The organism is Acinetobacter sedimenti (genome assembly GCF_022601685.1).
GTDB lineage: Bacteria > Pseudomonadota > Gammaproteobacteria > Pseudomonadales > Moraxellaceae > Acinetobacter > Acinetobacter sedimenti.
On sequence record NZ_JAKUML010000008.1, the window covers coordinates 1 to 25,632 of the forward strand.

A 25,632-nucleotide genomic window follows, 5' to 3' on the forward strand; every position below is an offset into this window, starting at 1 on the left:
ATCCAGGTCTACGTTTTGCGATCCGTGAAGGCGGTCGTACAGTAGGTGCTGGTGTTGTTGCGAAAGTAACTGCATAAATCACTGCTGTGATCTAAAAAAAGCGCCCAATGGGCGCTTTTTTATTACAAAAACATGTGTTTTGGATAAGGCGATTTCAATAACGAAGTGCAACACATTTGAAAGTAGCTGAGAAAGTTAGAATGTATTAAATTCATTCTGATTATTTTCAACTCGCAAGTGGTCGTACACCACTTGAAACTTTACTTGATGGAAAACGGATTTGTGCTGAGAAAAATTTAGCTCAAATTTGACCTGACAGGCACAATAAAAAATGGGTAACTGTCAGATCAGGTTTGAGCTAGTACATATAAAGCGAATTTTTTCTCGTTATCTAATTGATTTAATATACTATTTCATGTCATTTTGGCAATTTTGATATTTATATCAAATTGTCCCCATCTGATATTATTCTGTCCTCTACAACACTCCTCAATAATTATTGAATTTCCTAAAATAAATTGAACAATCGGAAATACTGACATCACGATTAAAACACTTAAAGCAGTGTAGATCACAACAAGATGTCATGGAGATACCAAAATGAATGCAAAAGTACAAATCTCTAATCGCCCAGGTGCGTCATTCCCAGTTCGTCGTATGAACTTCAACTTTGACGACGTACCAGAATATTGGATGAGTGAATCTGCGGGTTTGACTCATTTTATGACAGCTTTATCTGCATTATTTCCTGCGGGCGAGCAATTGTTTATCGACAGTGTGCGAGTAGTGCGCTATCACCCTGCAATCAAAGACAATAAAAAATTGCAAAAAGAAATCAGTGCATTTATCGGTCAAGAGGCAATGCACACCCATGAACATGTTGGCTTTAACGCATCAGCGCAAAAATTTGGTCATGATGTGGCAACACTTGAGAAAAATACTGATAGCGTGATTCAGTTTGGTCGTAAGCTTTTTGCCAAAGCGATGAAACCATTTGGTTATACGCAAGAGATGATTGACCTCACTGCAACGACTGCACTTGAGCATTTCACTGCAACGATTGCGTCGGAGCTATTGACCAATCCACATATTCAAGAACTCATGAAAGATGACACTATGCGCTATATGTGGATGTGGCATGCAGTCGAGGAAAATGAGCATAAAGCGGTGGCTTATGATGTGTATCAAGGTATCTTCGGTACAGGGATTAAGTCATATGGCTTACGCTCAGTTGCCTTAGTAATTGCGATGAGCATGATTTTAGTCACTCAAGCACAGTTTACTTTGCGCCTACTTAAAGCAGATAAGAAACTGAATCTCAAAGAATTAACCATGATCTATAAATTTGCCTATAGCCCATCAAAAGGCATCATCACAGGTTTAGCAGGTGAGATGTTGGCATACTTCCGCCCACGCTTCCACCCGAATGATTTGGATACAGTTGCTTTACTTGATAAATGGAAATCAAAGCTAGGTCTTTAATAGTCTGACGTTTGCTATAGCTATAAAAATAACGATTTTAAGCATTGACGGTTTTTCATCACGTCGTGCCTGCAAACACAGGCACGATTTTTTTTATTTAAATTTACAAAAAAAAATAAATTGGGCGATGCTGATTTTTCAGCTCAGCTAATAATTATTGAGAACAGTTTATAAAAATTATGACCAAAAATTCAACAACTTGAAGAATTGCTCTACGTTTAATAATTTCAAGATGAAGTGTAAATGCGTTTGTTTATCATTATTAATTATTTAAAATCAAATACTTATGATGATATTGGGCTTGATTTAAATTTATAATCATTCATAATGGAGAAAAGTTTGGAGGTGAGTTATGCAAGGTAATCCTGAAGTCATTGACTATTTAAATATGCTGATTGGCGGTGAGCTTGCTGCTCGTGATCAATATTTGATCCATTCTCGTATGTATGAAGATTGGGGCTTGAGCAAAATCTTTGAGCGTATCAATCACGAGATGGAAGAAGAAGCGATTCACGCTGATGCGATTATTCGCCGTGTATTGTTCCTCGAAGGCACGCCTAATATGGATCGTCATGACATCAATGTTGGTGATGATGTGGTGAGCTGTCTGAAAGCTGATCTTGCACTCGAATATGAAGTACGTGAGAAATTGGCCAAAGGCGTAAAGCTTTGCGAAGAAAAAGGCGATTTCGTGACACGTGATATGCTTCGTCAGCAGATGTCTGATACTGAAGAAGATCATACTTATTGGTTAGAGAAGCAATTGAGATTGATTGAGAAAATTGGTTTGCAGAATTATATTCAATCGCAAATGTGATTTTTCATTGTAGAAATCATTCGATTTAAAAAAGCCAGCGTGATGCTGGCTTTTTTTATGCGTAGTTTTAGATTTATTTTTTCTTCTGAAATTTTAAAATGTCATCTAAGACTTGCTTTGCATGAGTTTGCGAGTTGACACTGCTGTAGTGATAAACAATCGTCCCTTGAGGATCAATCAAGAAACTTTCACGGTTTGCTACTTTGGTAATGCCAAAGTTTCGGACGATGCCAAACTGCTCAGCAAGTTGATGTTTATGATCGGCTAAGATCGGGAAGGGCAGTCCGAGTTTTTCAGAAAAAGCCTGATGAGATTTCACATCATCAAGACTGACACCCATGACTACAGCATTGGCTTTTAAAAATTGAGGATAGAGGTATTTAAATTGTTTGGCTTCTTCGGTACAGCCTGCGGTATTGTCCTTTGGATAAAAGTACAGCACAGTCCATTTACCACGAGTGTCTTTGCTTTGATGCCATTTGCCATTTTGATCTTGGAGTTTATAAGTCGGTGCAACTTGACCAACCCATTGCTTTTGTTCGTTCTGTGATGAATTGATGAGTGACGTTTTTGCAAAAGTAGTCGCACTAGACAGAGTGCAACTGAGTACGATCAGCGGAATATATTTTGAGATGTTCATTTTATTCTACAAATAGGATCAGTCGTTCTATGATAACTGGGTTTAAGTATCTAATGTAAAAAATCCATGCACGATGACATGGATTTTTATTTCAAATATCTATTTGAAACAGAGAAAGGCTTATTGCTCTAAATCAAAAGCAGCATCTTCTTCAGTTTCAGCTTGTTGTGCAGGTACAGCAGGCACTTTTGCCAACATACGCTCACGAATAATGCCTTCGATTTGCTCAGCGATTTGTGGGTTTTCTTCAAGATAGCGGATGGTATTGTTTTTACCTTGTCCGATCTTATCGCCTTGATAAGAGTACCATGCACCTGCTTTTTGCACGATGTCTTGCGCCACAGCAAGGTCGATCACTTCGCCAAGCATATTGGTGCCTTTACCATATAAAATTTGGAAAATCGCTTCTTTAAACGGAGGCGCCATTTTATTCTTCACGACTTTGACTTTGGTTTCATTACCAATGATCTCATCGCCTTCTTTGACCTGACCAATACGACGAATATCCAAGCGCACAGATGCGTAGAATTTCAGCGCATTACCACCAGTTGTGGTTTCAGGGCTACCGAACATCACACCGATCTTCATACGGATTTGGTTAATGAAAATCACCATACAGTTTGAGCGTTTGGCATTACCTGTGATTTTACGTAGAGCTTGGCTCATCAAACGAGCTTGTAAGCCCATGTGTGAATCACCCATTTCACCTTCGATTTCGGCTTTTGGTGTCAATGCTGCAACGGAGTCGATAACGATCAAGTCGATCGCACCAGAGCGCACCAGCATATCAGCGATTTCAAGGGCTTGCTCGCCATTGTCAGGCTGTGAAACCAAGAGATTATCAATATCTACGCCAAGTTTTTTTGCATATTCAGGATCGAGTGCATGTTCTGCATCGACGAATGCGCAAGTGCCACCTTTCTTTTGACATTCTGCAATCGCTTGCAAAGTCATCGTGGTTTTACCTGAAGATTCAGGACCATAAATCTCAATAATACGACCTTTCGGCAGACCACCAATACCCAAAGCGATATCTAATGTGAGTGAGCCAGTCGATACCGCTTCGACCGCTTGTACCGTGTTATCACCCAAACGCATCACAGTATTTTTACCAAATTGCTTTTCAATCTGACTTAGTGCTGCGCCTAATGCTTTTGATTTATTCTCATCCATCTCATAACCTCAATATTGTGAACTGTAACTTTTTAACCAAAGTGGATGCCTTGTCTGCGTCGCAAGATCATTATTTTAATGTCAATTATTTAAAATTAATGACAGTTATCTAACGAATGATCGTTGGTTGGCAGTATCATGGCAGAATTTTAGTGATAAATCGAGTGTCGATTTCATACAAAACGTCGTATTTTGTCGCCTGTTTTTATCCTCGCTTGTCCTAAATATTTTTAGTAATTTTTCATCATTATTTCCATTAAAAATTAACCATTAATAAGCATCATCATTGTGCCAATCCGCAACCGAATCATGATTGTTTTTCTCTTTAAATTTATGGATTTGCCTGCGATCTTTCTTACTTGGACGATGTTCAGGACGAGCTAAATTGTGCAATTTGCGCTGTGAGCTCAGTAACTCACGGCGTGCTACGCTCATTTCCGTTTCATCGTAGAGCAACTGTGCTTGCGGTGCACCGCCACGTTGTGCAGACAGGGCTTTAATTTGCACGGTTTTCTTGTCGAAACCTTGCTGAATGGTCAGCTCCATGCCGATGCGGACTTCTTTGGAGACTTTGACCCGATCGCCATCGTGATGCACCTTGCCACCTTCTATGGCGGCTTTGGCAAGTGAGCGGGTTTTAAAGAATCGTGCAGCCCAAAGCCATTTGTCGATGCGCATGGATTCGGTCTGAATGGATGCGCTATTTTCACGACCGATTTCTTTACTGTTGCTTTTACTCATGTGTGCTTAGATTGAAATGCCTTGTGTTGAAATGATCGTTTAAACGATTATGTACCGTATATGTTGCTAGATTTGTCATCATCTAAATAATTCAGCAAATCTGTAAGCTGTTCAAGATGAATATAATTCGGATTTAATTCCGTTCTTGTGGTACTCGAATCAGGCTCGCAAATACTGAATAACTGTGCAATACCAAACTGTTTTGCGCTATCGAGCACTGCATAATTATCATCAATAAAGGTTACTTGCGACACATCAAAAGGATAACGTTGTTGCAACGTGCGCCAAAAGCGTTGATCGTCTTTGGCATAACCAATCGACTCACTGCTAATTACCTGTTTGAAATAAGGACGAATCGGCACATTTTCAAGTTTTAAATCGAGCGTAACTTGATCAGCATTACTGACAATCCAGCATTCTACATCGAGCTTTTGAAGTGCATTCAACAATTCAAAACAGCCAAGTCGTGGTGCAATGAGATGACGATACTCTTGTTGTACGGCAAAGGCATCGACACCGATATGCTGTCGCCAAAACGTGGATGAGTACCAATTCAGACTACCTTGATATTGCACATAATATTGATACAGCTGTGACTTTGCCTGCTCAAGTGTGGCTTGATGTTCAATTGCCCAACGCTTTGGCACTAATTGCATCCAAATATAGGTATCAAATGCCAAATCCAACAATGTGCCATCCATATCAAAAAAGATGATCGGTTTTGAGATTTGCGCTGAATGATTTGCTACAGTAGTCATGGATAAATCGAGAGGTGCGTATGTTTGCTAAAGTTGCATTAGAGCAGATGCCACAGAATTTGCAACAGTTGAGCCACATTTTACAGCAGGCAAGCGCCATCATTGTGGCGGAATATGAGCGTTATCAACGTGGTGGGCAATTCCAAATTGAACGTAAATCTGACAACTCACCTGTGACGCAAGCCGATCTGAAAGCACATCGTTTTATCAGTCAGGCTTTGGCGGAACTCACACCGAAACTGCCACTTTTATCCGAAGAAGGTGAGCATAACGAACGCCATCAATGGCAACGCTTTTGGATGCTTGATCCGCTAGATGGCACAAAAGAATTTATTGATCAAACAGGTGAGTTCACCATTAATCTGAGTTTGATTGAGAACGGTGGATCGGTGATTTCTGCCATCGCTGTACCGCTGATGTCTAAGCTCTATATAGTTGAAAAGTTTCAAAGTAAAGAACAACTTCCGTATCGCTATCAATGGAATGCACAAGGTCAGATTGAGTTATTTCAATTTCAACATGACTTAAACAAAAATGGCTTAAAGCAAAATGATTTAAAAAATGACAAATCAATACGTATTGCGATGAGCCGTCGTCCTGAACGTAGCTCTCGTTATCAGGAGTTTTTAGATTTTTTAACATCGCAAAATATCAGTTATCGCAAAGTGAATGCAGGCAGTGCCTATAAGTTTTGCATGATGATCGAAGGGGAGATTGATCTTTATCCACGTTTCCATCCGACCAGTGAATGGGATACTTCGGCAGGACAAGGTTTGTTGCAAAGTATTGGTGGAGAGGTGTTTGATCTTAGTCATCGACCATTTCGTTATAATCAGCGCACAAGTTTGTTGAATGGGCAGTTTATTGCTTTGCGTGATGTGAGGGATTGGACTGTAATTTCAGGTTTTGTAAATACTTTAATTAATAAACGATAAACCCTAGCAGTTCTATTCTTCATTTAAAGAAAGAATAATTCGGTATTTTGGTAAGTATTGAGAATTATTCTCTTTAGAGAGATCATTTTCTAAGTTTAATCTTGTTGTATTTAAAGGCTTCCAATTTTGTTCGAGATTTAAGTCTTCATATTGATATGTATGAATTTCGTGTTTTAAGCTGACTGAATGAACTTTCGTATTGTTGATCAAATTTACAGTTGAATCTGTATTTGCTTTTGAAAATCTACAACATCCGAGTACAAACCAAGGAACTGCAATATCAGGATGCAATTCTATAAAGTTTGGAATAGTCCATTTGGGATTTCCACTCTTATCAAATCTGTTAAATGCAAACTTGTTTAGTAGATAATATGCACTTACCAAGGAGCAACCGTATTGTTCTTTTGAAAACTTGATTCCACATAAATTTCCATTATGAGTAAATGTATCTAAATAATGATTGTAAAGCAGATATAAAGGAACTCCTCCAACATTTTTGGCGTATGTAATTAAGTCATTGATTTGATTTCCATGATCCATTGCTGGGTAATTGTCAGTTTTATAAATAATTTTAGCTTGTAGAGGGGCTATAACGTATCCTCCGCTAGTTTGAATTATTAGTTCAATATCATTTCCATTAAGAGGCTCATTAATTGCCTCAAACATTCTGATCGGCGTGTGTGGATTTTGGTCACAATATTTGTGGAATTCATAAAGAATATTTTGCGTAATTGTTGTTTCGAATATTTTTAAACCCTTTCTAGTTCTAGCGAATCCGATTCTTTCCCAAGTTTCATTTGCGATATTTTGAAGCAAATTACAAAGGCTCACTGAGTTGTGATTGAACCTAATAAGTTCTGAGTTATTTTCTATCATTTTACTTTTCTACTTTAGGCTATTAGATTTCAAAATTACGATCGACACTATTTAGATAGTGATTTTGGAAGTTACCATAAATTTTAAAGTTGCTTAACCTCCCAATCTCTTAGATCATCAGGTTAATTTAGCTGTATAAAAGTGGCAAGTGTTGAAGTCCTTTAAGTAACAAAATATTCATGACATATTTGTTGTACATCCAGTTGAAATATGATCTAGCCCATTGGTCTAATAGGCAACATCACTCAGATTTATATACACTATTCACCTAAAAAGCGCATATCGCATTGACTGCAATACACCGCTCAACGCATACTTTACACGCTTAAAAAAGTGCAAGAAATATTGATTCGAAATGTAGCCGAGCCACAAGCTTGATGCTACGTATTACAGACTTAATTACATACCAGTAAAAAGGAGCTATATATGTCCAGTGGAAAGTCAACAATCATTTATACATTAACTGATGAGGCACCGCTACTGGCGACATACTCGTTACTCCCAATCATCGAAACCTTTACCAAACCTGCGGGCGTAGATATCGTCAAGCGTGACATTTCTGTATCGGCACGTGTGCTTGCAGAGTTCGCAGACTATCTGAGCGATGATCAAAAAGTACCTAATAACCTTGCGGAACTTGGTCGTCTGACTCAAGACCCTGATACTAATATCATCAAATTGCCAAATATCAGTGCCTCAGTTGCACAGCTCATGTCATGTATCAAAGAGCTACAGTCTAAAGGCTATGCGATTCCAAACTTTCCAGAGAATCCAACGACGGAAGAAGAAAAGACCATTCGAGCGAAATACGGCAAATGTTTAGGTTCAGCGGTCAATCCAGTCCTCCGTGAAGGGAACTCAGACCGCCGTGCGCCTGCTGCGGTTAAGAATTATGCGAAAAAGCATCCACACTCAATGGGTGAGTGGAAGCAATGGTCACAAACTCATGTGTCGCATATGGATGAAGGTGACTTTTATCATGGTGAAAAGTCGATGACTTTAGACCGTGCTCGTAATGTCAAAATGGAATTGATCACTGCTAATGGTGAAAATATCGTCCTAAAACCAAAAGTAGCATTACAAGACGGTGAAGTGATTGACTCGATGTTTATGAGTAAAAAAGCACTTTGTGAATTTTACGAAGAAGAACTCGAAGATTGTCGTCAAGCAGGGATTTTGTTTTCTCTGCATGTGAAAGCAACCATGATGAAAGTGTCACACCCGATTGTCTTCGGTCACTGTGTCAAGATTTACTATAAAGAAGCCTTTGAAAAACACGGTAAGTTGTTCGATCAACTTGGTATCAACGTCAACAATGGTATGGCTGGGCTATACGAGAAGATTGAAACTTTACCAACTTCTTTACGTGAAGAAATTATTGAAGATCTCCATGCGTGTCAGGAGCATCGTCCTGCATTGGCAATGGTTGATTCTGCAAAAGGTATTACCAACTTCCACTCGCCAAATGATGTCATCGTCGATGCGTCAATGCCTGCGATGATTCGTGGTGGCGGTAAGATGTGGGGTGCCGATGGTAAGCAGTATGATTGTAAAGCTGTCATGCCTGAATCGACTTTTGCACGTATCTATCAAGAGATGATCAACTTCTGTAAGTGGAATGGTAACTTCGATCCACGCACAATGGGTACCGTGCCAAACGTCGGATTGATGGCTCAAAAAGCCGAAGAATATGGCTCTCACGACAAGACGTTTGAGATGCCGCAAGCAGGTGTGGCCAATATTACTGATCTAGAAACTGGTGAAGTATTACTTTCGCAGAATGTTGAGCAAGGTGATATTTGGCGTATGTGTCAGGTTAAAGATGCACCGATCCGTGATTGGGTAAAACTTGCGGTAAATCGTGCGCGCAACTCAGGCATGCCTGCGATTTTCTGGCTTGATCCATATCGTCCGCATGAAAATGAATTGATTAAGAAAGTCCAAAAGTATCTAAAAGAACACGATACGGAAGGGCTGGATATTCAGATCATGTCGCAAGTGCGTGCCATGCGTTATACGCTCGAGCGTGTGGCTCGTGGCGCAGATACGATTTCTGTAACGGGTAATATTTTGCGTGATTACCTCACTGATTTGTTCCCGATCATGGAACTCGGTACTTCTGCGAAGATGCTATCTATTGTGCCGTTAATGGCGGGTGGTGGCATGTACGAAACAGGTGCGGGCGGTTCTGCGCCGAAGCATGTACAACAGCTTGTTGAAGAAAACCATTTGCGTTGGGATTCTCTCGGTGAGTTCTTGGCTTTAGCGGTATCTTTGGAAGAGCTTGGTCTAAAAGAAGACAATGTCAAAGCAAAATTACTTGCCAAGACTTTAGACTATGCGACAGGGCAGTTATTGGATAATGACAAGTCGCCATCACGTCGTACAGGTGAGCTTGACAACCGTGGAAGTCATTATTATCTCGCAAAATATTGGGCGGAAGCGTTGGCAGTTCAAGATGAAGATGCTGAGCTCAAAGCGACATTTGCACCGCTTGCTAAGGCATTGGCTGACAATGAAGACAAAATCGTTGCTGAGCTTGCAGAAGTGCAGGGCAAACATGCAGATATCGGTGGTTATTATGCGATTGACCCTGAAAAGACCAAAGCTGTAATGCGTCCAAGTGCAACTTTAAATCAGTTGCTTGAAACGATTTAAAACACAAATTCATCTTAGGGTGATTTGTCATACAGCCAGTACATTCGTACTGGCTTTTTTGTAATAAAAGAGCAAGGGTCGAGTATGAAATTCAGCCTAGCCAAGGCTAATCATGCTATAGTCTGCAATCCATTTTTAGTTTTAACTCATCACGAGGGGCAAGTGGACGCACTTCACGCCTTACCAAAAAGCATGTTTAGCGCAGTCGAATTATTGCCTGATCATGATACACCTATTGTCCTTTTTACACGGCATTCGATTCGTGAGTTGGTTAATGGACAAGGTTTGGCGGGTTATGACCTACAACTCACTGATGAAGGTCGTGAGCTAGCAGAAGCGTGGGGTGAATATCTCAGCCAGCAAACACAGCGTCAGATTGTGAACTGTATCAGTAGCCCGATACAGCGTTGTATAGATACAGCAACGCTGATGATCGCAGGGGCAGATCGACACTTTTCAGACAATACGCATCAAATCGAAATATTTGAAGAATCTTTACTGGTCGAACCTGGTAGTTTTGTCGTAGATATTGATTTGGCTGTACCGCATTTCCGTAAAAAAGGAGCGGTGAGCTTTATTGATAGTTTTGTCAAAAATACATTGCCGGGCATGAAGCATCCGATTCGTGGTGTGTTGGATGTGTTAGAAGTGCTTTTTCATTCACATCTGATCCAATGTGAATCGAATCCTACGCAGAAGCATTGTGCATTAAGCTTAGCTGTTAGTCACGATACGATATTGGCGGCGTTTATAGCGGTGATTTCAGGGCATTTTCAAGTACAGAAAAAAGATTGGCCCGAGATGATGGAGGGTGTCTTTGTTTGGTTTGATAATACCTCAAGCTTTGAAGCGTCACAGCTGAATTGGGTGTGGCGAGGTGAGCGACATCAAGTTGCCATTCGTGATTTAAAAGCCAATATTTAAAAATAAAATAAGAGATAGATGGTGTGTCTTTTACACATCAACTTTATAATTTAAAGCTAATTCATCACCACACTGTCCACGAATTCCCCAATTCTCTTTTGGTGTTTCAATAATGGTAATTTCAATATCTTGCGTTGAGATACCACATTGATTTTGTATATTTTGAAAAAGTGTTTGAATCAGTAATTTTTTTGCAGATGTTGAGCGACCTTCAAACATCAAAATCTCGATGATGAGATAGTCGTTGCTACGATCATTTGGAAAAATAAAATCTGCTCGCTCAAGGGCAAAGAAACGCTGAAATTTCTTTTCTACAGGATATTGTAGTGCAGTAACAAGCGCTTGATGAATCGCATCGGAGAGTTTGGCTTTATGTGTTTGTATCGTGTTTGCCAAGCCGTAAATTTTGATTTGTGACATGGAATATTTTCCTAGAGTATTTAAGCTTATATTATTATTGATAAATTCTTAAAGTGAAATAAGTACGTTGTATTGCTGAGTGTAAACTCCCAAGTTAAGCTAAAGCACTTTAGGCTTTCAAAGTGCTAAATTTTAAAAAGGATAGCGCTAAAAAAAGCCCAAATGGGCTTTTTTTATTACATAACTTCGATTGAAGTTATAGATGCTTAGTTAGCAGCCAAAGCTTTAACTTGAGCATTCAAACGGCTCTTATGACGAGCTGCTTTGTTTTTATGGATGATGCCTTTATCAGCCATACGGTCGATCACTGGTACAGCTGCTTTATAAGCTTCAGCAGCAGCAGCGTGTTCACCAGCAGCAATCGCAGCGATTACACGTTTGATATAAGTACGAACCATAGAACGCAAGCTTGCGTTGTGTTTACGTGCTTTCAAATTTTGACGAGCACGTTTTTTAGCTTGAGCAGAGTTTGCCACTCGTGCACTCCTTGAATTAGTTAGTTTGGGGCGGGCCTGATGCGTGTGTATTGTGCATTTGACAATACTGCAATACCAGCCCGTAAACAAGTGGCATATTTTGAAGAAAGCTTAGGGTTAAGTCAAGCCTATTCGTTAAAATTGGTCTTTTAATTGGCGTATTTTTTTGAATTCTTCGACACTTTGACAGCGCAGGAATGGATTGGTTTCAAGCTCTAGTTCAATCGTCGAGGGTAGTGTGATTTTCCCCTCAGCACGCAAGGCTTTCACTTCGGCATAGCGCTGTTGTAGGGCGATATTTTCAGGTTCAATGGTAATGGCAAATTTGCCATTACTTTCGGTATATTCATGTGTGCAATAGACGAGCGTGCGTGGTGGCAGGGCAGCTAACCGATTTAAAGAATGATACATTTGTTCATAAGTGCCTTCAAATAATCGTCCACAACCCAGTGAAAATAAGGTGTCGCTACAAAACAGCGCATCTAACTCGTCAATAAAATAGGTGATTAATCCGAGCGTATGCCCTGCGGAGCTAAAGACATCTACTTTTAAATCTGAAAATGTAATGACGGCATCATCTTCAAGCCAATGATCTGCTTGTTCTATCGCTTCTTTTTCCGCCAAAGGTGCATATACAATCGCATTGGTTTTGGCTTTTAGCTCAGGTAGACCTGCGATGTGATCATTGTGTTTATGGGTTATCCAAATTTGTGCAAGTTCTAAATTATATTTTTCGCAATAATCTAAGACTAAATCAGCTTGGGTCGGGTCGATTGCAACAGCTTGATGGTGATGGGTGTCGATCAACATCCAAATATAGTTTTGTAGGGCATTGCCAACTTCTATGGCTTCGATTCGAAATTGCATCTTTGCGCTCCTTGACAATACTTATGCTGTTATTTTACCAGTTCAACGATTATTAAAAAATTTGTTCTAGAGCTTTACGTAGATACGGATCAATATCTTGCTGACGCAATAACCATTGCACATAGTCGAGCGGGACTTCTTTGAGTGCAGTACCTTTATATTTTCCAAAAGGCATAAACTGTGGTAAACGTGCGATTTGTGATTGTTGATAGAGCTGTTCCATGTCAGTGATTTTTAGCTCAGCCACGATACGTTTCAGTAGTTCAGTGGTGAGTAAGACATCGGTTTTGGCATTGTGGGCATTGCGTAATTGCTGACGTGTTGCTTCTAAATCATCAGAGATAAAATAACTCAAAGTGCTTAAAGAACGGCTTTCAAGCTCAGGCCAAAGGAAACGTGCCAAAGCTAAAGTACAGATCGGTTTGATATGCTTCACCGATTGTCCACAACGTGCTACCGCAGATACGTCATAGTCGATATTATGCCCGATCATATAGATGGTATCTTCAGGCAAACGGAACTCACGATAATTCGGTTTGCCTATCAAATCATTAGGCAAAATATGATGCACAGCCATTGATGCCAAATGCATCGACATGCCGTCATCGAGGCTGAAATATTCATCATAGATCTGATCTTCAAAGATCTGTACCCCTGACGCATCAAGTTGTACAGGGACATATGCGACCTCTATTGGTAAACCGTTCAGTGTATGTGTTTCAGTATCGAGGACGAGGCTTTGCATGAATTATTCCTTAACCAATCAGTATGTATTTAAGTTATAGATTTAGAAAAAACTTGGGTTCAATAGGTGTTGCACGAATAACCCAAGAATACGAGGTTCTAAAATCAGCGTACAAATAATTCCATAAGCTGCACCCCAAAGATGCGCACTATGATTGATGCCATTGTTACCACGTCGCTCAGCCCAAAAGCTATACGCAACATATAGAATCGCAAAAATAATCGCAGGCACAGGAATAAAAAATACGAAAATCAAATTCCACGGCTGAAATAAGATAAAGGCAAATAGAATTGCTGAAACCGCACCCGATGCACCCAAACTAAAATAATTGACATCATTTTTATGTTTGAAATAACTTGGCAAGTTCGACACGATCAAACCGCCGAGATAGAACAAAGCAAAGCCCATGTCAAAGGCATATTGACGATAAAATTGCTCAAGCACACGCCCAAAGAAAAACAGCGTGATCATGTTAAATAACAGATGAAAACCATCAGCATGCACAAAACCATAAGTAATTAAACGGTCAAACTGTCCTTTGCCTACCGCAGGTCCCCAAAAGATCAGACGATTCATGATGCGAGGCTGATTAAAAGCAAGCAAGGAAATGATCACAGTAATGATGATAATGGCGAGAGTGTGGTTAATCGCTAAGTCCATAATAGAATGTATTTAATTGAATATGATGCTCAATATAACAGATCGATTGATAGATTTTTAGCGAGGATTACTGAGTTTTGTATTTTAAGATTTGTATCGAATGATTTAACCAATGCAAAATGCCAAACAGGGTGCTTGGCATTTTATAGAAATTTTAAGCTGTTACAAAGCAAGTATAGTTGAAGAAGTTTATCTCTGATACGAGGCAAGCGAGCGAAGGTGTGCTTGTCGTAATGCGAGCGAGCTTAACGCTGTAGCAAGATTAAAGTTCTTGACCATAGTTATTGGTAATAAGCATTACGGGCTTTAATTGCAGTATCCGTAAAGTCAGTAAATAGACCATCTACACCAAGTTCAAAGAAATATTGATATTCTTTGACTGGATCATTTTGATAGTCACTGGCAAGGCGACGTGGTTCATTACGGAAGGTAAATGGCACGACTTTTAATCCTGCTTGATGTGCATCTGTAATGAGCGTTGTTGGCTCAGCTAACGTCCGATCACGTTCATCAACCAAACCATCGCCTGTGACGTCATCGGCTTTGCCATCGCCATTAGCATCTGTACCTTTGCTACCGACGATATATGCTTTCCAAGGTCCAATAATGTCTGCATAGGTTTTGATTTCTGCAAGTCCTGCAGACGTCAGCATATCGAGATAAGTGCGATTGTCACCATTCACTTCAAAGTCATAAGGTTGGTTGAGCGGTGGTACATTATCAATTGTCCCATCAAGTTTTAAGCCTGAAGCATCAATGAGCTGAACCAATTGAACCTCAGTTTTACTATTGAGATATTTTAGATTCGCCACTTCAAAAGATTGAATAATGACATTTGAGTCTGCGCTATTGAGCGAATATTTATCCAATAAACGAAGCAATTCATCTTCCATCTCAAGTCCTAAGTCTTGATGATAAGTCGAATGTTTGAGCTCTGGGATGATGCCAATTTTACGACCTGTTTCACTGCGCTGTGCAATGAGCAGTTGTAAAATTTCCTCAAATGTCGGCACGTCAAATTTCCCATTATGAGATTGATCACGTTCCGCCAATGGTTGTACGGCTTTTAAAGTTTTTAGCTCTGCAAGGGTAAAGTCAGAAACAAACCAACCTTCTTCTTCGATACCGTCTACGATCATGGTTTTCTTGCGATCTGCAAATTCAGGGTGATCTTTCACATTAGTGGTTGTAGTGATATTTGGTTCATGACGACTGACTAATATGCCATCTTTGGTCATCACTAAATCAGGCTCGATATAGTCTGCGCCAAGCTCGATGGCTTTCTCATAACCCTCCAAAGTATGATCGGGTAGATAACCACTGGCACCACGATGTGCAAAGATGATCGGATGATCTTCAGAAGTCACTTGTTCTTCGTCATCATCTTCACATGCTGTTAAAAAGAGCGGTGCACAAAGTAGTGCGCCGAGCACGATACCAAATCGGTTGCGACGAGATGCGTGAAATCGTTTTGAATGAGAAAGTTGTATCGTCATGTTTTGTTCCATTGTAAGCAGCGTTGTTATGATTGTGATTCACTGTGCCGATGGAATATGACAAGACCATGATTTTAGGAATAAAACTCTGTATTGAAAATGTGAATTAGAAATTCCATTGACTGGTCATGATCTATTTTTGTTTTGGCGTGTAATAAAAAACCGATCAATGATGATCGGCTTTCTAAAAATTTCGAATTGATTTTTTAGGCTTTAAGCAAGGTGAGTAACGCTTCTTTGCTTAAATCTTGCGATTCGCTATCACGGCGACCTTTATATTCAAAAGTGCCTGCATCTAAGCCTTTTTCACCAATCACGATACGATGTGGAATACCAGTCAATTCAAGATCGGAGAATTTCACACCTGGACGCTCATTACGATCATCCAGTAATACATCAAAGCCCAAAGCTTGAAGCTCCTGATAAAGTGATTCAGCCGCTTCCACAGTACGAGGTGATTTGTGCGCATTCATCGGGACTATGGCGATATCAAACGGCGCAAGTGCTTTTGGCCAGATAATCCCTTTTTCATCATGGTTTTGTTCAATCGCCGCTGCGACCACACGCGTCACACCGATACCATAGCAACCCATCGTGACTGTTTGCGGTTTGCCATCTTCACCAAGCACTTTACAGCCAAGAGCTTCGGAATATTTTTGACCGAGTTGGAAGATGTGTCCAACTTCGATACCACGACGGATTTGCAATATACCTTTACCATCTGGAGAAGGGTCGCCATCGACGACATTGCGCAAGTCTGCAACTTCGCTATAAGTTGCATCACGTTCCCAGTTTGCACCTTGTACGTGTTGATCGGCAATGTTTGCGCCTGTTACGAAGTCAGACAAAACAGATGCTGCACGATCAACAAGTACAGTAACGCCTTTTTCGACTAAACCTTGAGGACCTACTGAGCCAGCAGGTAAGCCAACTGACTTTAATTGCTCTTCAGTGGCGAAAGTCAGTGGACTGGCAATCAATGGATGATTTTCAGCTTTGATTTCATTGAGCTCATGATCGCCACGTAGGAATACAGCAACGAGCGGTGAATTACCGTGTTCATCGGCCTGCTCTTCAAGAACTGTGCCTTGAACAAGAACAGCTTTTAGTGTCTGCTTTGCATCAATATTGAGCAGTTCACAAAGTGCTTCAATGGTTTTGGTATTCGGTGTATCAATGACTTGTAAAACTTGAGTTGGCTCGGCACGTTCACCGACCAAGATCGCTTCAGCTTTTTCCACATTGGCAGCAAAGTCTGATTCAGTCGAAAACACCACATCATCTTCACCACTATTCGCCAAGACATGAAACTCGTGCGAACCTGAACCACCGATTGAACCTGTATCTGCTTGCACAGGGCGGAAGTCTAAACCTAAGCGAGTGAAAATATTGCTATAGGTTTGATACATCAAGTCGTAAGTCACTTGTAATGACGCTTGATCATTATGGAAAGAATACGCATCTTTCATGACGAATTCACGAGAGCGCATCACGCCAAAACGTGGGCGAATTTCATCACGGAATTTGGTTTGAATCTGATAAAAATTCAGTGGCAATTGTTTATAACTTTTTAGCTCATTACGAGCAAGATCAGTGATCACTTCTTCGTGTGTAGGACCAAGCACGAATGGATTTTTATGACGATCTTGGATACGTAGTAATTCAGGACCATATTGCACATAGCGACCTGACTCTTGCCATAGACTTGCAGGCTGTGTCACTGGCATAAAGACTTCGAGCGCACCCGAAGCATTCATTTCTTCACGAATGATCGCCTCAACCTTGTTCAGCACACGTACACCCATTGGCAACCACGTATATAGCCCAGACGCCAATTTACGAATCATTCCTGCACGCAACATGAGCTGATGTGAAATCACTTCCGCATCGTTTGGCGTTTCTCTGAGTGTGGCAAATAAAAAGCGACTCGCTCGCATAAAATGTCCTAATTAAAAATCTACTAATTCAAAACGTCTTCATTTACACTTTTCGCAATGCGATCGCACAGTGTATTACAACCAAATTGTCTGATTCAAGACATATGCCTAGTTGTTACCAAGCGTATACCCGAAGAAGCTCGCTATGATATGATTTTTCTAAACACTCGGGAACTAAAATTTTTCAAATCTTCCAAATAAGTGAAAAATACTGGCACTACAATCAAAGTCAAAAGTGCAGAGGTAATTAAACCGCCAATCACAGCATGAGCCATCGGCGCACTTTGTTCGCCACCTTCACCGAGCCCGAGTGCCAAAGGTACCATACCCATCACCATCGCACAGGTAGTCATTAGAATAGGGCGTAGACGAGTTTGACCTGCTTCTAAAATTGCCTCATGGCGTGACATACCATGATCCATGGCTTTCTTGATAAAGTCGATCAGCAAAATAGCGTTTTTCGTCACCAAGCCCATCAACATGATAATGCCGATGATCGAGAAAATATTTAAGGTACTATTAAATAAGAACAATGCCAAGAACACACCAATCAAGGACAATGGCAATGCCATCATGATCGCAGCAGGGTGGATAAAGCTATTAAACTGCGAACCAAGCACGATATAAATGAATACGATGGACAATGTAATTGCAGTCATCGCATAACCTGCTGACTCTGCCATATCCGCATTCGCCCCTTGAGTAGAAAAACTATAGCCCGCAGGAAGATCGAAGGTTTTCTGCAAATTCTCAATATCTCGACCAATATCCCCCGCAGGACGACCTGCGGTATTTGCTTCAACCAAGATTTCACGAGTTAGATCACGGCGGTTGATCTGCGAAGCCCCAAGCGTTTCATCCATCGTGGCGACCGCTGAAAATGGAATCAATGAGCTTGCGCTATTATTTGACAATGTTGAATTTTGGGTCGAATTGGCGAGTGTATTTTGAGTTGCGCCATTTTGTGAAGAGCTTGCATTCCCACTAAAATAAAGCTGTTGTAAATCACTTGGACGTGAACGATCTTGTTCAGATAGGCGAATATTCACATCATAGTTTTCACCATCTTCATCCTCCCAAGTGGTGACATTATCACCTGCGATGAGTGGACGAAGTGCCGTCGCAATTTGATTGACTGATAAACCCAAATCACTGGCGATTTGACGATTAATCTCAATCGACAGTGTAGGCTTCGGCTCACCCAGTGAACTTTCCAAATCGACCAGACCTTCAATTTTTGAAATTTCTGTCATAAAACGATCGGAGATTTTTTGTAGTTCTTTGAGATCAGGTCCTTTGATGGAGATCAGAATCGGCTTTTGACCACCCGATACGCTTTCATCGGCAGAAGACACAGAGGTGATTTTGATCCCTGCAACATGACTGATGCGATCACGAAAATCATTGGTCAGTTCAATCAGTGATTTATCACGTTCTTGGCGTGGCGTGAGGCTGACTTTGATGCTGGCGTGATTTTTGCCTTGATCATTGACTGCATTGACCACGCCGTAAGTATTTCTCACTTCGGGAAATTCTCGTAGAATTTTTTCCACTTGTAAGAGCTTGACATTGGTATATTGCAGTGAAGAATCGACAGGGGTTTCAAATTTGACCACCGCTTCGCCTTTGTCTGGAATTGGCACGAACTCTGTACCGATTAATCCTGCCAAAGCAAATGCACCAATTAAAGAACCGACAGCGATCATCATGGTGACAAAACGGAAACGTAACGCCCATTTCAACACTTTGGCGTAAACATCATTTAAACGATCAAGCTGATTCGATGTCCATTGGAAAAAACGAGTAATAACGCTCGGTTTTTTATTTTCTAGTTGGTCTTTCTTTTCTTCCCAATGTGCTGAAAGCATTGGATCAAGGGTAAAGCTGACAAACATCGAGATCAATACCGCAGCACTGACAGTCACGCCAAACTGATAGAAGAAACGTCCGATAATGCCACCCATAAACGCCACAGGTAAAAATACCGCTACAATCGTCAAAGTTGTAGCAAGTACCGCAAGTCCAATCTCTTGCGTACCTTCAATTGCCGCAGTGATATGATCTTTACCCATATCGGCATGGCGGACGATATTTTCTCGCACCACGATTGCATCATCAATCAATAGACCAATACTCAGCGAGAGGGCGAGTAGGGTCATCATATTGATACTAAAGCCCATCGCCCAAACCACGGTCAAGGTACCAAATAGCGCAATCGGTAAGGTTAAACCTGTGATAATGGTTGAGCGGAATGAGCCAAGAAAAAGTAGGACGATTAATACAGCAAGTACAGCACCTTCGACAATCGTCCGTGCCACATCTTTGATTGAGTTGCGAATACCTTTTGAGGTGTCGGTCACCACAGTCAGACTCATACCACTTGGTAGTTGCGTTTTGATGTTATCGAGGCGTTTGTAGAGATTATCAATCGTCGAAATGACATTGGCATCTGAGTTGCGCAGAATATCAACCGATAGCGCAGTTTCACCATTGAGATAGGCACTGCTTTCTTGCTCTGCTGTACGGTCTTCCACTTTGGCAACTTGCCCTAGACGAATCGGAACACCACCCAGATTACTGACGATGAGATTGTTAAAATCTTCAGGCTGACGGACTTTAGCTTGAATTTCAACAACCAGTTCTTTATTGCCTTGTTTCAGCGTTCCTGCGGGGATTTGTACATTTTCACTTTGTAGGCTTTGCATGACTTGGTTGATGCCAATGCCATAGCTTTGTAAGCGCAGTGGATCAACCTCGATACGAATCTGACGTTCAGTTTCACCTTGTAGATTGACACGTCCGACACCTGATACTGTACGCAGTTGCGGAATGAGCTGTTGATCGACGTAGCTACTCAACTCACGCATATTCATCTGTTTAGACTCAAACACCACCGACATCACCGCACCTGCTGATGGGTCGTAGCGATTGATAATCGGATCGTCGATCTCATCACGGAACTGACTCGATACAGGTGCAATCTTGTCACGAACTTCTTGTGCTGCCACAGAGGAATCAACATCGAGATTGAACTCTGCAACGACCGTCGAGATGCCTTCATTGGAGATGGAAATAACGCTTTTTAAACCCGAAATGGTATTGATCTGATCTTCTAGTTTTTCGGTAATTTCACTTTCGACAATCTCAGGCGATGCACCTGCATACGTGGTGTGCACAACCACAAAAGGAAAGTCCACATCGGGGAATTCTTCGACGTGCATACGCTGCCAAGAGGCAAGACCCAGTACCAAAAAGCACAACATCATCATGATGGTGAAAACAGGATATTTGATACTGATTCGAGTAAACCACATGTCGAGAGATTCCTTTCCTTAATGATTTTGTCGCTTAAATTGCCTTGTCGCTAAAATCGTTTTATCGCAAACCGCTTTTAACTTTGTTTTAGTTCGCTTGAGCTACGTTGTTTTGAATTTCGTCATTTTGAATGATGACGGCTTTATTTTGATCATCATGTTTAAAGTCAATCAAACTTACCATGTCATTATTTTGCAGACCACTGACGATAGCGAGTTGATCGGCACTTTGCTTTTGCATGACATCGACTTTAACTTTGAGTAGTTTATTATCACGAATTACCCAAACAAAAGGTGCGGTGTCGATATGTCGAATCGCATTTAGTGGAATGATTTGACCAGAAGCTTGTTGATTGCTACTGCGAATAATCGAACCTTCAACAAAAGCCCCAATGTGTAATGGTGCTTGCGCCGTTGGGCGTGCAAAGAATGTGATATTTCGGCTTGCTTGATCGGCGACTGGGGACACACGAGTCACTTTAGCTGGGTAGAGTGTGGTATCGCCTTGTAGGCGAAATTCAATATTTTGCCCGACAAAGAGTTTATAGGCTTCAGACACAGCTAGACTGGCTTTGAGTTCTAAGCTTGATGGATCAACGATTTCAAATAAGGTTTGTCCAACGGAAATGGTTTGCCCTTGTTCCACTTGACGGTTGGTAATCACACCATTGATCGGACTACGAATCACCGTATCTTGCGCTGCTTTTTTTGCAATATTGACATTGGCTTGCTCAGCCTTGATTTGTTCAGCTTGCGCAAGATATTCGACTTGGCTTTGCTCATATTCCAACTTGGAAATAAAACCTTGTTGCCACAGTCTGCGTTTGCGCTCTACCAATGATCTATTGAGCTCAGCTTGAGCTTTGGTCGCTGCGAGATTGGCATTTGCTTGTGCCAAGCGAGCGTTATTGTCTTGATTATTTAGCCGAACTAGAACCTGTCCTTTGGATATGAATTGTCCAATTTCTGCGGTAACCTGCATTGCAGTCGCACTGACTTGAGATTGCACACTGGTTTGTGAAACGGCTTGAATCGTCCCTGTAAATGGTGATTTGTCCACAAGTGATCCAGTTTGTATCTGTACAACGTCTTCTGCAATCAACTCAATCGCTTGCTGATTGTTTTGCTGAACATTTTGTGGATTGGCGTTCTGATCTGCAGTTTCGATTGCTTCTTTTTGGCAGGCTGTTAAACCGAGCAACGTGCAAAGAATGAGGGAAAAGCGAAGATGTTTTTGTTTTTGAATGTCCATATTTACATGAGGCAAGCTGTGTAGTGCTTGCCAATATAAAAAGGATTACATCACTTGTAAACGATAAATAACGTAATCGTAATACTCTTGTTGATCAGAGATGGTTTTTTTAAGATTTTCAATTGAATCTCGAGTGTTTTGGATATGAATTAGATTATTGCGAATATTGGTTTCTAGACTTGTGGGAATGTCTTTCTTTTTAAGAATATGTTCAGCCTTGACGGTTAAATATTTACTCCGATCGGTCTGTAATTGTTTCATCAGAATATACTGTTGACGCAACTGTTTATTCAATACTTTAAGCGCATCATTTCGTTTCCGACTAGCATATTCAACATCTCGGAAAGAGCGCTTGATTTGTAAGTCTTTACGATGACGTTCAAATTGAATTGCACGTTGCTTTTCTTCACGTAAATCTTTTTCAACATTATAGGCAGGCACTTTTTTGATCAAATACATATTTTGATCAAGCACTTCATAACCTCGGCGGATATGCGTTGGCGTAACAGTGCGGCTGACCGTGGCGACACCATTACTATAATATCGATAGTAGGCAGCTTTCGGCTGTGTGTTGTTGGCAAAGACAAAATGGCTCGAAAACGCAAAAATTATAGGCAAAACACTGCCAAAAATGCGTTTAAAATAAGTTTTGTGCTGTATTTTGTGAATATTCATCAGCAACTTCATTCTAAGTGTATAGACCCCTAATAATACTTTGATTGTGGATTGAACTAGGATATTAAGTCAAGAAAAACATGAAAATAAAGCAAAAAATCCCAGCATTTAACTGGGATTTCGAAGCTTAAAAAGCGAAAGGTAGTGAGTTATTTATCACGAATCCAAGTTTGGCTACGACCAAAGGCTTCAATACCTACAAAACCACGCATGCGAATTCTATTGCCATTATTGCTGACTTTAATTTTACCTTTGTATCTTTTTCCAGACAGAGGGTCTAAAGCACTACCTCCAGTATATTCAGACTTATCTTTGCTTTGTTTCATTCCCTCTAATATAGTCAGTCCAACTATAGGTGCATTAGTGTAGGGTGCAGGGCAATTTTGGCAATGCGTTTTCGGTGTATAGCCTGGTCGAGGTAAAATTTTAATAATTTTTCCTGAGTAGACTCCACTGTCGTCTTTTGTGATTTCGACTAAAGCTTTGCTAAAACCAGTTTTATCGTCGATGGTTCGCCACACACCTGTTATATCGTCATTTGCAAAAGCTTGAGTTGTGGACAATAACAGACATATGGAAAGTATATTCTTTAATTTATGCATAAAAATCCCTCTTTCACCACGTTATTTGAATATTTAGCAAAAACTTAGGTAAAGCAATTTGCTGAAAATACAGTAAAGTAATCCAGCCAATTGCTCATTTTAAACTAATTACTGATCACGAATCCATGTTTGGCTACGACCAAAGACTTCTACGCCGACATAGCCACGCATACGCAGGCGATTGCCGTTGCTACTGACTTTGATTTTGCTTTTGTAGACTTTGCCCGATAAAGGGTCAAGGATTGTGCCGCCTTCATACTCAGTGGCATTTTTTGCTTGTTTCATACCATCCAGCACTGTTAACCCAAGAATAGGCGCATTTTTATAAGGTGCAGGGCAGTCTTGACAATGCGTCTTCGGTGTATAGCCTGGGCGTGGCAAGATTTTGATAATTTTACCTGTATATACACCTTTGCCATCTTTTTTGATTTCAATCAGGGCTTTACTAAAGCCTGTTTTGTCATCAATAGAGCGCCATACGCCAGAGATATCATCCGCAGCAAATAGTGAAGATGTGCTGAATAGTAACCCTGTTAGAAGTGCGACTTTCATTGTTTTCATCATAAACATCCTTATATACTGTGGTATTCACTACCAAAACTGGGTGACCTTGTAATACTTCCTGAATCGATCAAGATCACCATTAGCTTATATTGATTTAGTCTTGACGTATCCAAGTTTGGCTACGACCAACTACCTCAACACCAACGTAACCTCTCATGTTCAATCGAGAGCCACTACTATTTAACTTCATTTTGGTTTTGTAAGATTTACCGGTCAGCGGATCTAAGATACGGCCACCAGTAAACTCACGTTCATTTTTACTAGATTGCTTCATACCTGAAAGTACAGTCATTCCAAGAATTGGTTGATTCTTTAAAGCACCTGAACACTTTTCACAAGTTGCCTTAGGGGTGTAACCAGGGCGTGGAATGACCTCAACGATTTTACCTGAGTAAGTCCCGTCACCAGATTTGGTGATTTCAACAATACCTTTACTAAAACCAGTTTTATCATCAATCGTACGCCAAGTCCCTTCGATATCTGTTGTTGCGAACACAGATGCAGATGCCATCAGTATTGAGCTAGATAATAAAAACAGCTTGATGCCTTTCATTCGGTAAATCCTATACAGTTGTTAACCTTATAATCTCATCTTAACGCTTTAAAATAGGTGAGTAAATATGATGAAAATGTCTAATAAGTATCCTTTTGAGAACTTTTAATTGACAAAAAATGTCACTTAGCACTTTTCTTGTTTTGAAAAATATTTTAATTAATTGAATTATAAGTAAAAAATAATTTTATTTTTGTCAGTAATATTTCTAATTTTCTAAATGCACAGTTGTTCATATTTGCTTCATGTTTAATTTTTTTTGTAATGTAGTCAATGTTAGATATACAAATCTGTGATTTGTACTGTTTTATCTACTATCAGTGTGATTTATTGCAATGTGTGAAATAAAATTGGTAACCATATCGAAGTAAGTACGGCATTGATTGCCATGCCAAAAGCAGCATAACGCCCTGCAACTGTACCACGCTGCCATGCTTGCACTGTACCGATCGCATGTGCGGCTAATCCCAAAGCCAAGCCTGAAGCACGCTCATCATTGATATGTCGTAAAATCCACGGTGAAAACGCTGCGCCGATCACCCCTGATAAGATCACAATAAGGCTGACCATAGCGAGAGGGGCATGAAGTAAGGTGGCAATATTTAATGCCACAGGTGTGGTTACGGCACGTGTGGCAAATGCCAAAATGGTAGGCTCAGCAAGGTGTAATAAATAAGCAAGTCCCATTGGTAGTGCAACAGCACTGATACTGGCAAAGGCGAGAATACCAATCATCGGTTTGAGTGGTAAATCGTCAAAACGCATTGCAGCAAGTGGTATCGCAAGTGCTACAGTGACATATCCGAGCAGATGATCAAAATACGGCTGTACGTTCGCCATGTAGTCTTCGTAATGCCAATTCACTAGCCACAACAAGATAATCACCCAAATCATTGCAGTTACGATCACAGGGATTTGCGGAAGATACCGAAACCCGATCTTGCCAAGAATAAAGGCAATCAAAGTTAAGACAAAACCTGCAAGTACCGTGAGCATGGAAGATCCTTAATGATTGTAAATTAAGTTAAAGCTGAGTTGAGCTAAAGCTAGGTTGATTTTAAGTTGGG

Annotated in this window: 25 protein-coding genes; 6 read left to right on the forward strand and 19 right to left on the reverse strand. The window is 40.6% G+C overall.

The window, feature by feature from the left end; all coding sequences use genetic code 11:
* The 3 genes from MKI79_RS06170 to ftn form a co-directional block, all read left to right on the forward strand.
* Nucleotides 1–77, forward strand: a 77-nt coding sequence (locus tag MKI79_RS06170) for an EF-Tu C-terminal domain-related protein (protein WP_445585612.1), incomplete at its 5' end; no start/stop codon positions are given.
* A gap of 523 nt (nt 78–600) precedes the next feature.
* On the forward strand, nt 601–1,482 hold the full coding sequence (locus MKI79_RS06175; RefSeq protein ID WP_241571177.1) for a metal-dependent hydrolase: 882 nt from the start codon (nt 601–603) through the stop codon (nt 1,480–1,482).
* 352 nt (nt 1,483–1,834) lie between these two features.
* Nucleotides 1,835–2,299, forward strand: a complete 465-nt coding sequence (gene ftn / locus MKI79_RS06180; protein ID WP_241571178.1) for a heteropolymeric bacterioferritin subunit Ftn — start codon at nt 1,835–1,837, stop codon at nt 2,297–2,299.
* A 73-nt stretch (nt 2,300–2,372) separates the two neighbouring features.
* On the opposite strand, the gene MKI79_RS06185 is transcribed toward ftn, so the two are convergent.
* The 4 genes from MKI79_RS06185 to MKI79_RS06200 form a co-directional block, all read right to left on the reverse strand.
* A complete protein-coding gene (locus MKI79_RS06185) occupies nt 2,373–2,939 on the reverse strand; it encodes a peroxiredoxin (protein WP_241571179.1) in 567 nt (188 codons plus the stop codon).
* A 120-nt stretch (nt 2,940–3,059) separates the two neighbouring features.
* Nucleotides 3,060–4,112, reverse strand: a complete 1,053-nt coding sequence (recA, locus tag MKI79_RS06190) for a recombinase RecA (RefSeq protein ID WP_241571180.1) — start codon at nt 4,110–4,112, stop codon at nt 3,060–3,062.
* 270 nt (nt 4,113–4,382) lie between these two features.
* The gene (locus MKI79_RS06195) at nt 4,383–4,853 is read right to left on the reverse strand and encodes an RNA-binding S4 domain-containing protein (protein WP_241571181.1); all 471 of its coding nucleotides are present in this window, start codon (nt 4,851–4,853) and stop codon (nt 4,383–4,385) included.
* Between the two features lie 47 nt (nt 4,854–4,900).
* Nucleotides 4,901–5,611, reverse strand: coding sequence for an HAD-IA family hydrolase (locus tag MKI79_RS06200; protein WP_241571182.1), 711 nt, complete (start codon nt 5,609–5,611; stop codon nt 4,901–4,903).
* Nucleotides 5,612–5,631: 20 nt separating this feature from the next.
* On the opposite strand from MKI79_RS06200, the gene MKI79_RS06205 reads away from it, so the two are divergent.
* Nucleotides 5,632–6,546 carry a 3'(2'),5'-bisphosphate nucleotidase CysQ family protein gene (locus tag MKI79_RS06205; RefSeq protein WP_241571276.1) on the forward strand — a complete coding sequence of 305 codons (915 nt, stop codon included), beginning with the start codon at nt 5,632–5,634 and terminating at the stop codon, nt 6,544–6,546.
* 12 nt (nt 6,547–6,558) lie between these two features.
* Here the strand turns inward: MKI79_RS06205 and MKI79_RS06210 are convergent, their stop codons facing one another.
* Nucleotides 6,559–7,422 (reverse strand): hypothetical protein, encoded by an 864-nt coding sequence (locus tag MKI79_RS06210; RefSeq protein ID WP_241571183.1) that lies wholly within the window; start codon nt 7,420–7,422, stop codon nt 6,559–6,561.
* A 426-nt stretch (nt 7,423–7,848) separates the two neighbouring features.
* Here MKI79_RS06210 and MKI79_RS06215 point away from each other — a divergent pair, with 426 nt between their 5' ends.
* A complete protein-coding gene (locus MKI79_RS06215) occupies nt 7,849–10,080 on the forward strand; it encodes an NADP-dependent isocitrate dehydrogenase (protein ID WP_241571184.1) in 2,232 nt (743 codons plus the stop codon).
* Nucleotides 10,081–10,272: 192 nt separating this feature from the next.
* On the forward strand, nt 10,273–11,004 hold the full coding sequence (locus MKI79_RS06220) for a phosphoglycerate mutase family protein (protein ID WP_241571278.1): 732 nt from the start codon (nt 10,273–10,275) through the stop codon (nt 11,002–11,004).
* Between the two features lie 30 nt (nt 11,005–11,034).
* Here MKI79_RS06220 and MKI79_RS06225 read toward each other — a convergent pair whose 3' ends face one another.
* From MKI79_RS06225 to MKI79_RS06290, 14 genes are all read right to left on the reverse strand, one after another.
* Nucleotides 11,035–11,424, reverse strand: coding sequence for a tautomerase family protein (locus MKI79_RS06225; protein ID WP_241571185.1), 390 nt, complete (start codon nt 11,422–11,424; stop codon nt 11,035–11,037).
* 206 nt (nt 11,425–11,630) lie between these two features.
* Complete coding sequence (gene rpsT, locus MKI79_RS06230; RefSeq protein ID WP_241571186.1) at nt 11,631–11,900, reverse strand: 30S ribosomal protein S20; 270 nt, start codon at nt 11,898–11,900, stop codon at nt 11,631–11,633.
* Nucleotides 11,901–12,035: 135 nt separating this feature from the next.
* Nucleotides 12,036–12,767: a hydroxyacylglutathione hydrolase gene (gene gloB, locus MKI79_RS06235; RefSeq protein ID WP_241571187.1), complete on the reverse strand. Its 732-nt coding sequence runs from the start codon at nt 12,765–12,767 to the stop codon at nt 12,036–12,038.
* Between the two features lie 52 nt (nt 12,768–12,819).
* The gene (locus MKI79_RS06240) at nt 12,820–13,512 is read right to left on the reverse strand and encodes a putative quorum-sensing-regulated virulence factor (protein ID WP_241571188.1); all 693 of its coding nucleotides are present in this window, start codon (nt 13,510–13,512) and stop codon (nt 12,820–12,822) included.
* 42 nt (nt 13,513–13,554) lie between these two features.
* Nucleotides 13,555–14,172, reverse strand: a complete 618-nt coding sequence (locus MKI79_RS06245) for a rhomboid family intramembrane serine protease (protein ID WP_407651580.1) — start codon at nt 14,170–14,172, stop codon at nt 13,555–13,557.
* Between the two features lie 281 nt (nt 14,173–14,453).
* Nucleotides 14,454–15,668 (reverse strand): glycerophosphodiester phosphodiesterase, encoded by a 1,215-nt coding sequence (locus tag MKI79_RS06250; RefSeq protein WP_241571189.1) that lies wholly within the window; start codon nt 15,666–15,668, stop codon nt 14,454–14,456.
* Nucleotides 15,669–15,874: 206 nt separating this feature from the next.
* Entirely contained in the window at nt 15,875–17,605 is a 1,731-nt protein-coding gene (locus MKI79_RS06255; RefSeq protein WP_241571190.1) for a proline--tRNA ligase, read from the reverse strand.
* A gap of 143 nt (nt 17,606–17,748) precedes the next feature.
* Nucleotides 17,749–20,919, reverse strand: a complete 3,171-nt coding sequence (locus MKI79_RS06260; RefSeq protein ID WP_241571191.1) for an efflux RND transporter permease subunit — start codon at nt 20,917–20,919, stop codon at nt 17,749–17,751.
* A gap of 88 nt (nt 20,920–21,007) precedes the next feature.
* Nucleotides 21,008–22,171 (reverse strand): efflux RND transporter periplasmic adaptor subunit, encoded by a 1,164-nt coding sequence (locus MKI79_RS06265; protein ID WP_241571192.1) that lies wholly within the window; start codon nt 22,169–22,171, stop codon nt 21,008–21,010.
* A 45-nt stretch (nt 22,172–22,216) separates the two neighbouring features.
* Nucleotides 22,217–22,846, reverse strand: coding sequence for a hypothetical protein (locus MKI79_RS06270; protein WP_241571193.1), 630 nt, complete (start codon nt 22,844–22,846; stop codon nt 22,217–22,219).
* Between the two features lie 149 nt (nt 22,847–22,995).
* On the reverse strand, nt 22,996–23,448 hold the full coding sequence (locus tag MKI79_RS06275; protein WP_241571194.1) for a DUF2147 domain-containing protein: 453 nt from the start codon (nt 23,446–23,448) through the stop codon (nt 22,996–22,998).
* Between the two features lie 108 nt (nt 23,449–23,556).
* The gene (locus tag MKI79_RS06280) at nt 23,557–24,009 is read right to left on the reverse strand and encodes a DUF2147 domain-containing protein (RefSeq protein ID WP_241571282.1); all 453 of its coding nucleotides are present in this window, start codon (nt 24,007–24,009) and stop codon (nt 23,557–23,559) included.
* A gap of 97 nt (nt 24,010–24,106) precedes the next feature.
* Nucleotides 24,107–24,565, reverse strand: coding sequence for a DUF2147 domain-containing protein (locus tag MKI79_RS06285; protein ID WP_241571195.1), 459 nt, complete (start codon nt 24,563–24,565; stop codon nt 24,107–24,109).
* Nucleotides 24,566–24,892: 327 nt separating this feature from the next.
* Nucleotides 24,893–25,561, reverse strand: a complete 669-nt coding sequence (locus MKI79_RS06290; protein ID WP_241571196.1) for an LrgB family protein — start codon at nt 25,559–25,561, stop codon at nt 24,893–24,895.
* Nucleotides 25,562–25,632: the final 71 nt, after the last annotated feature.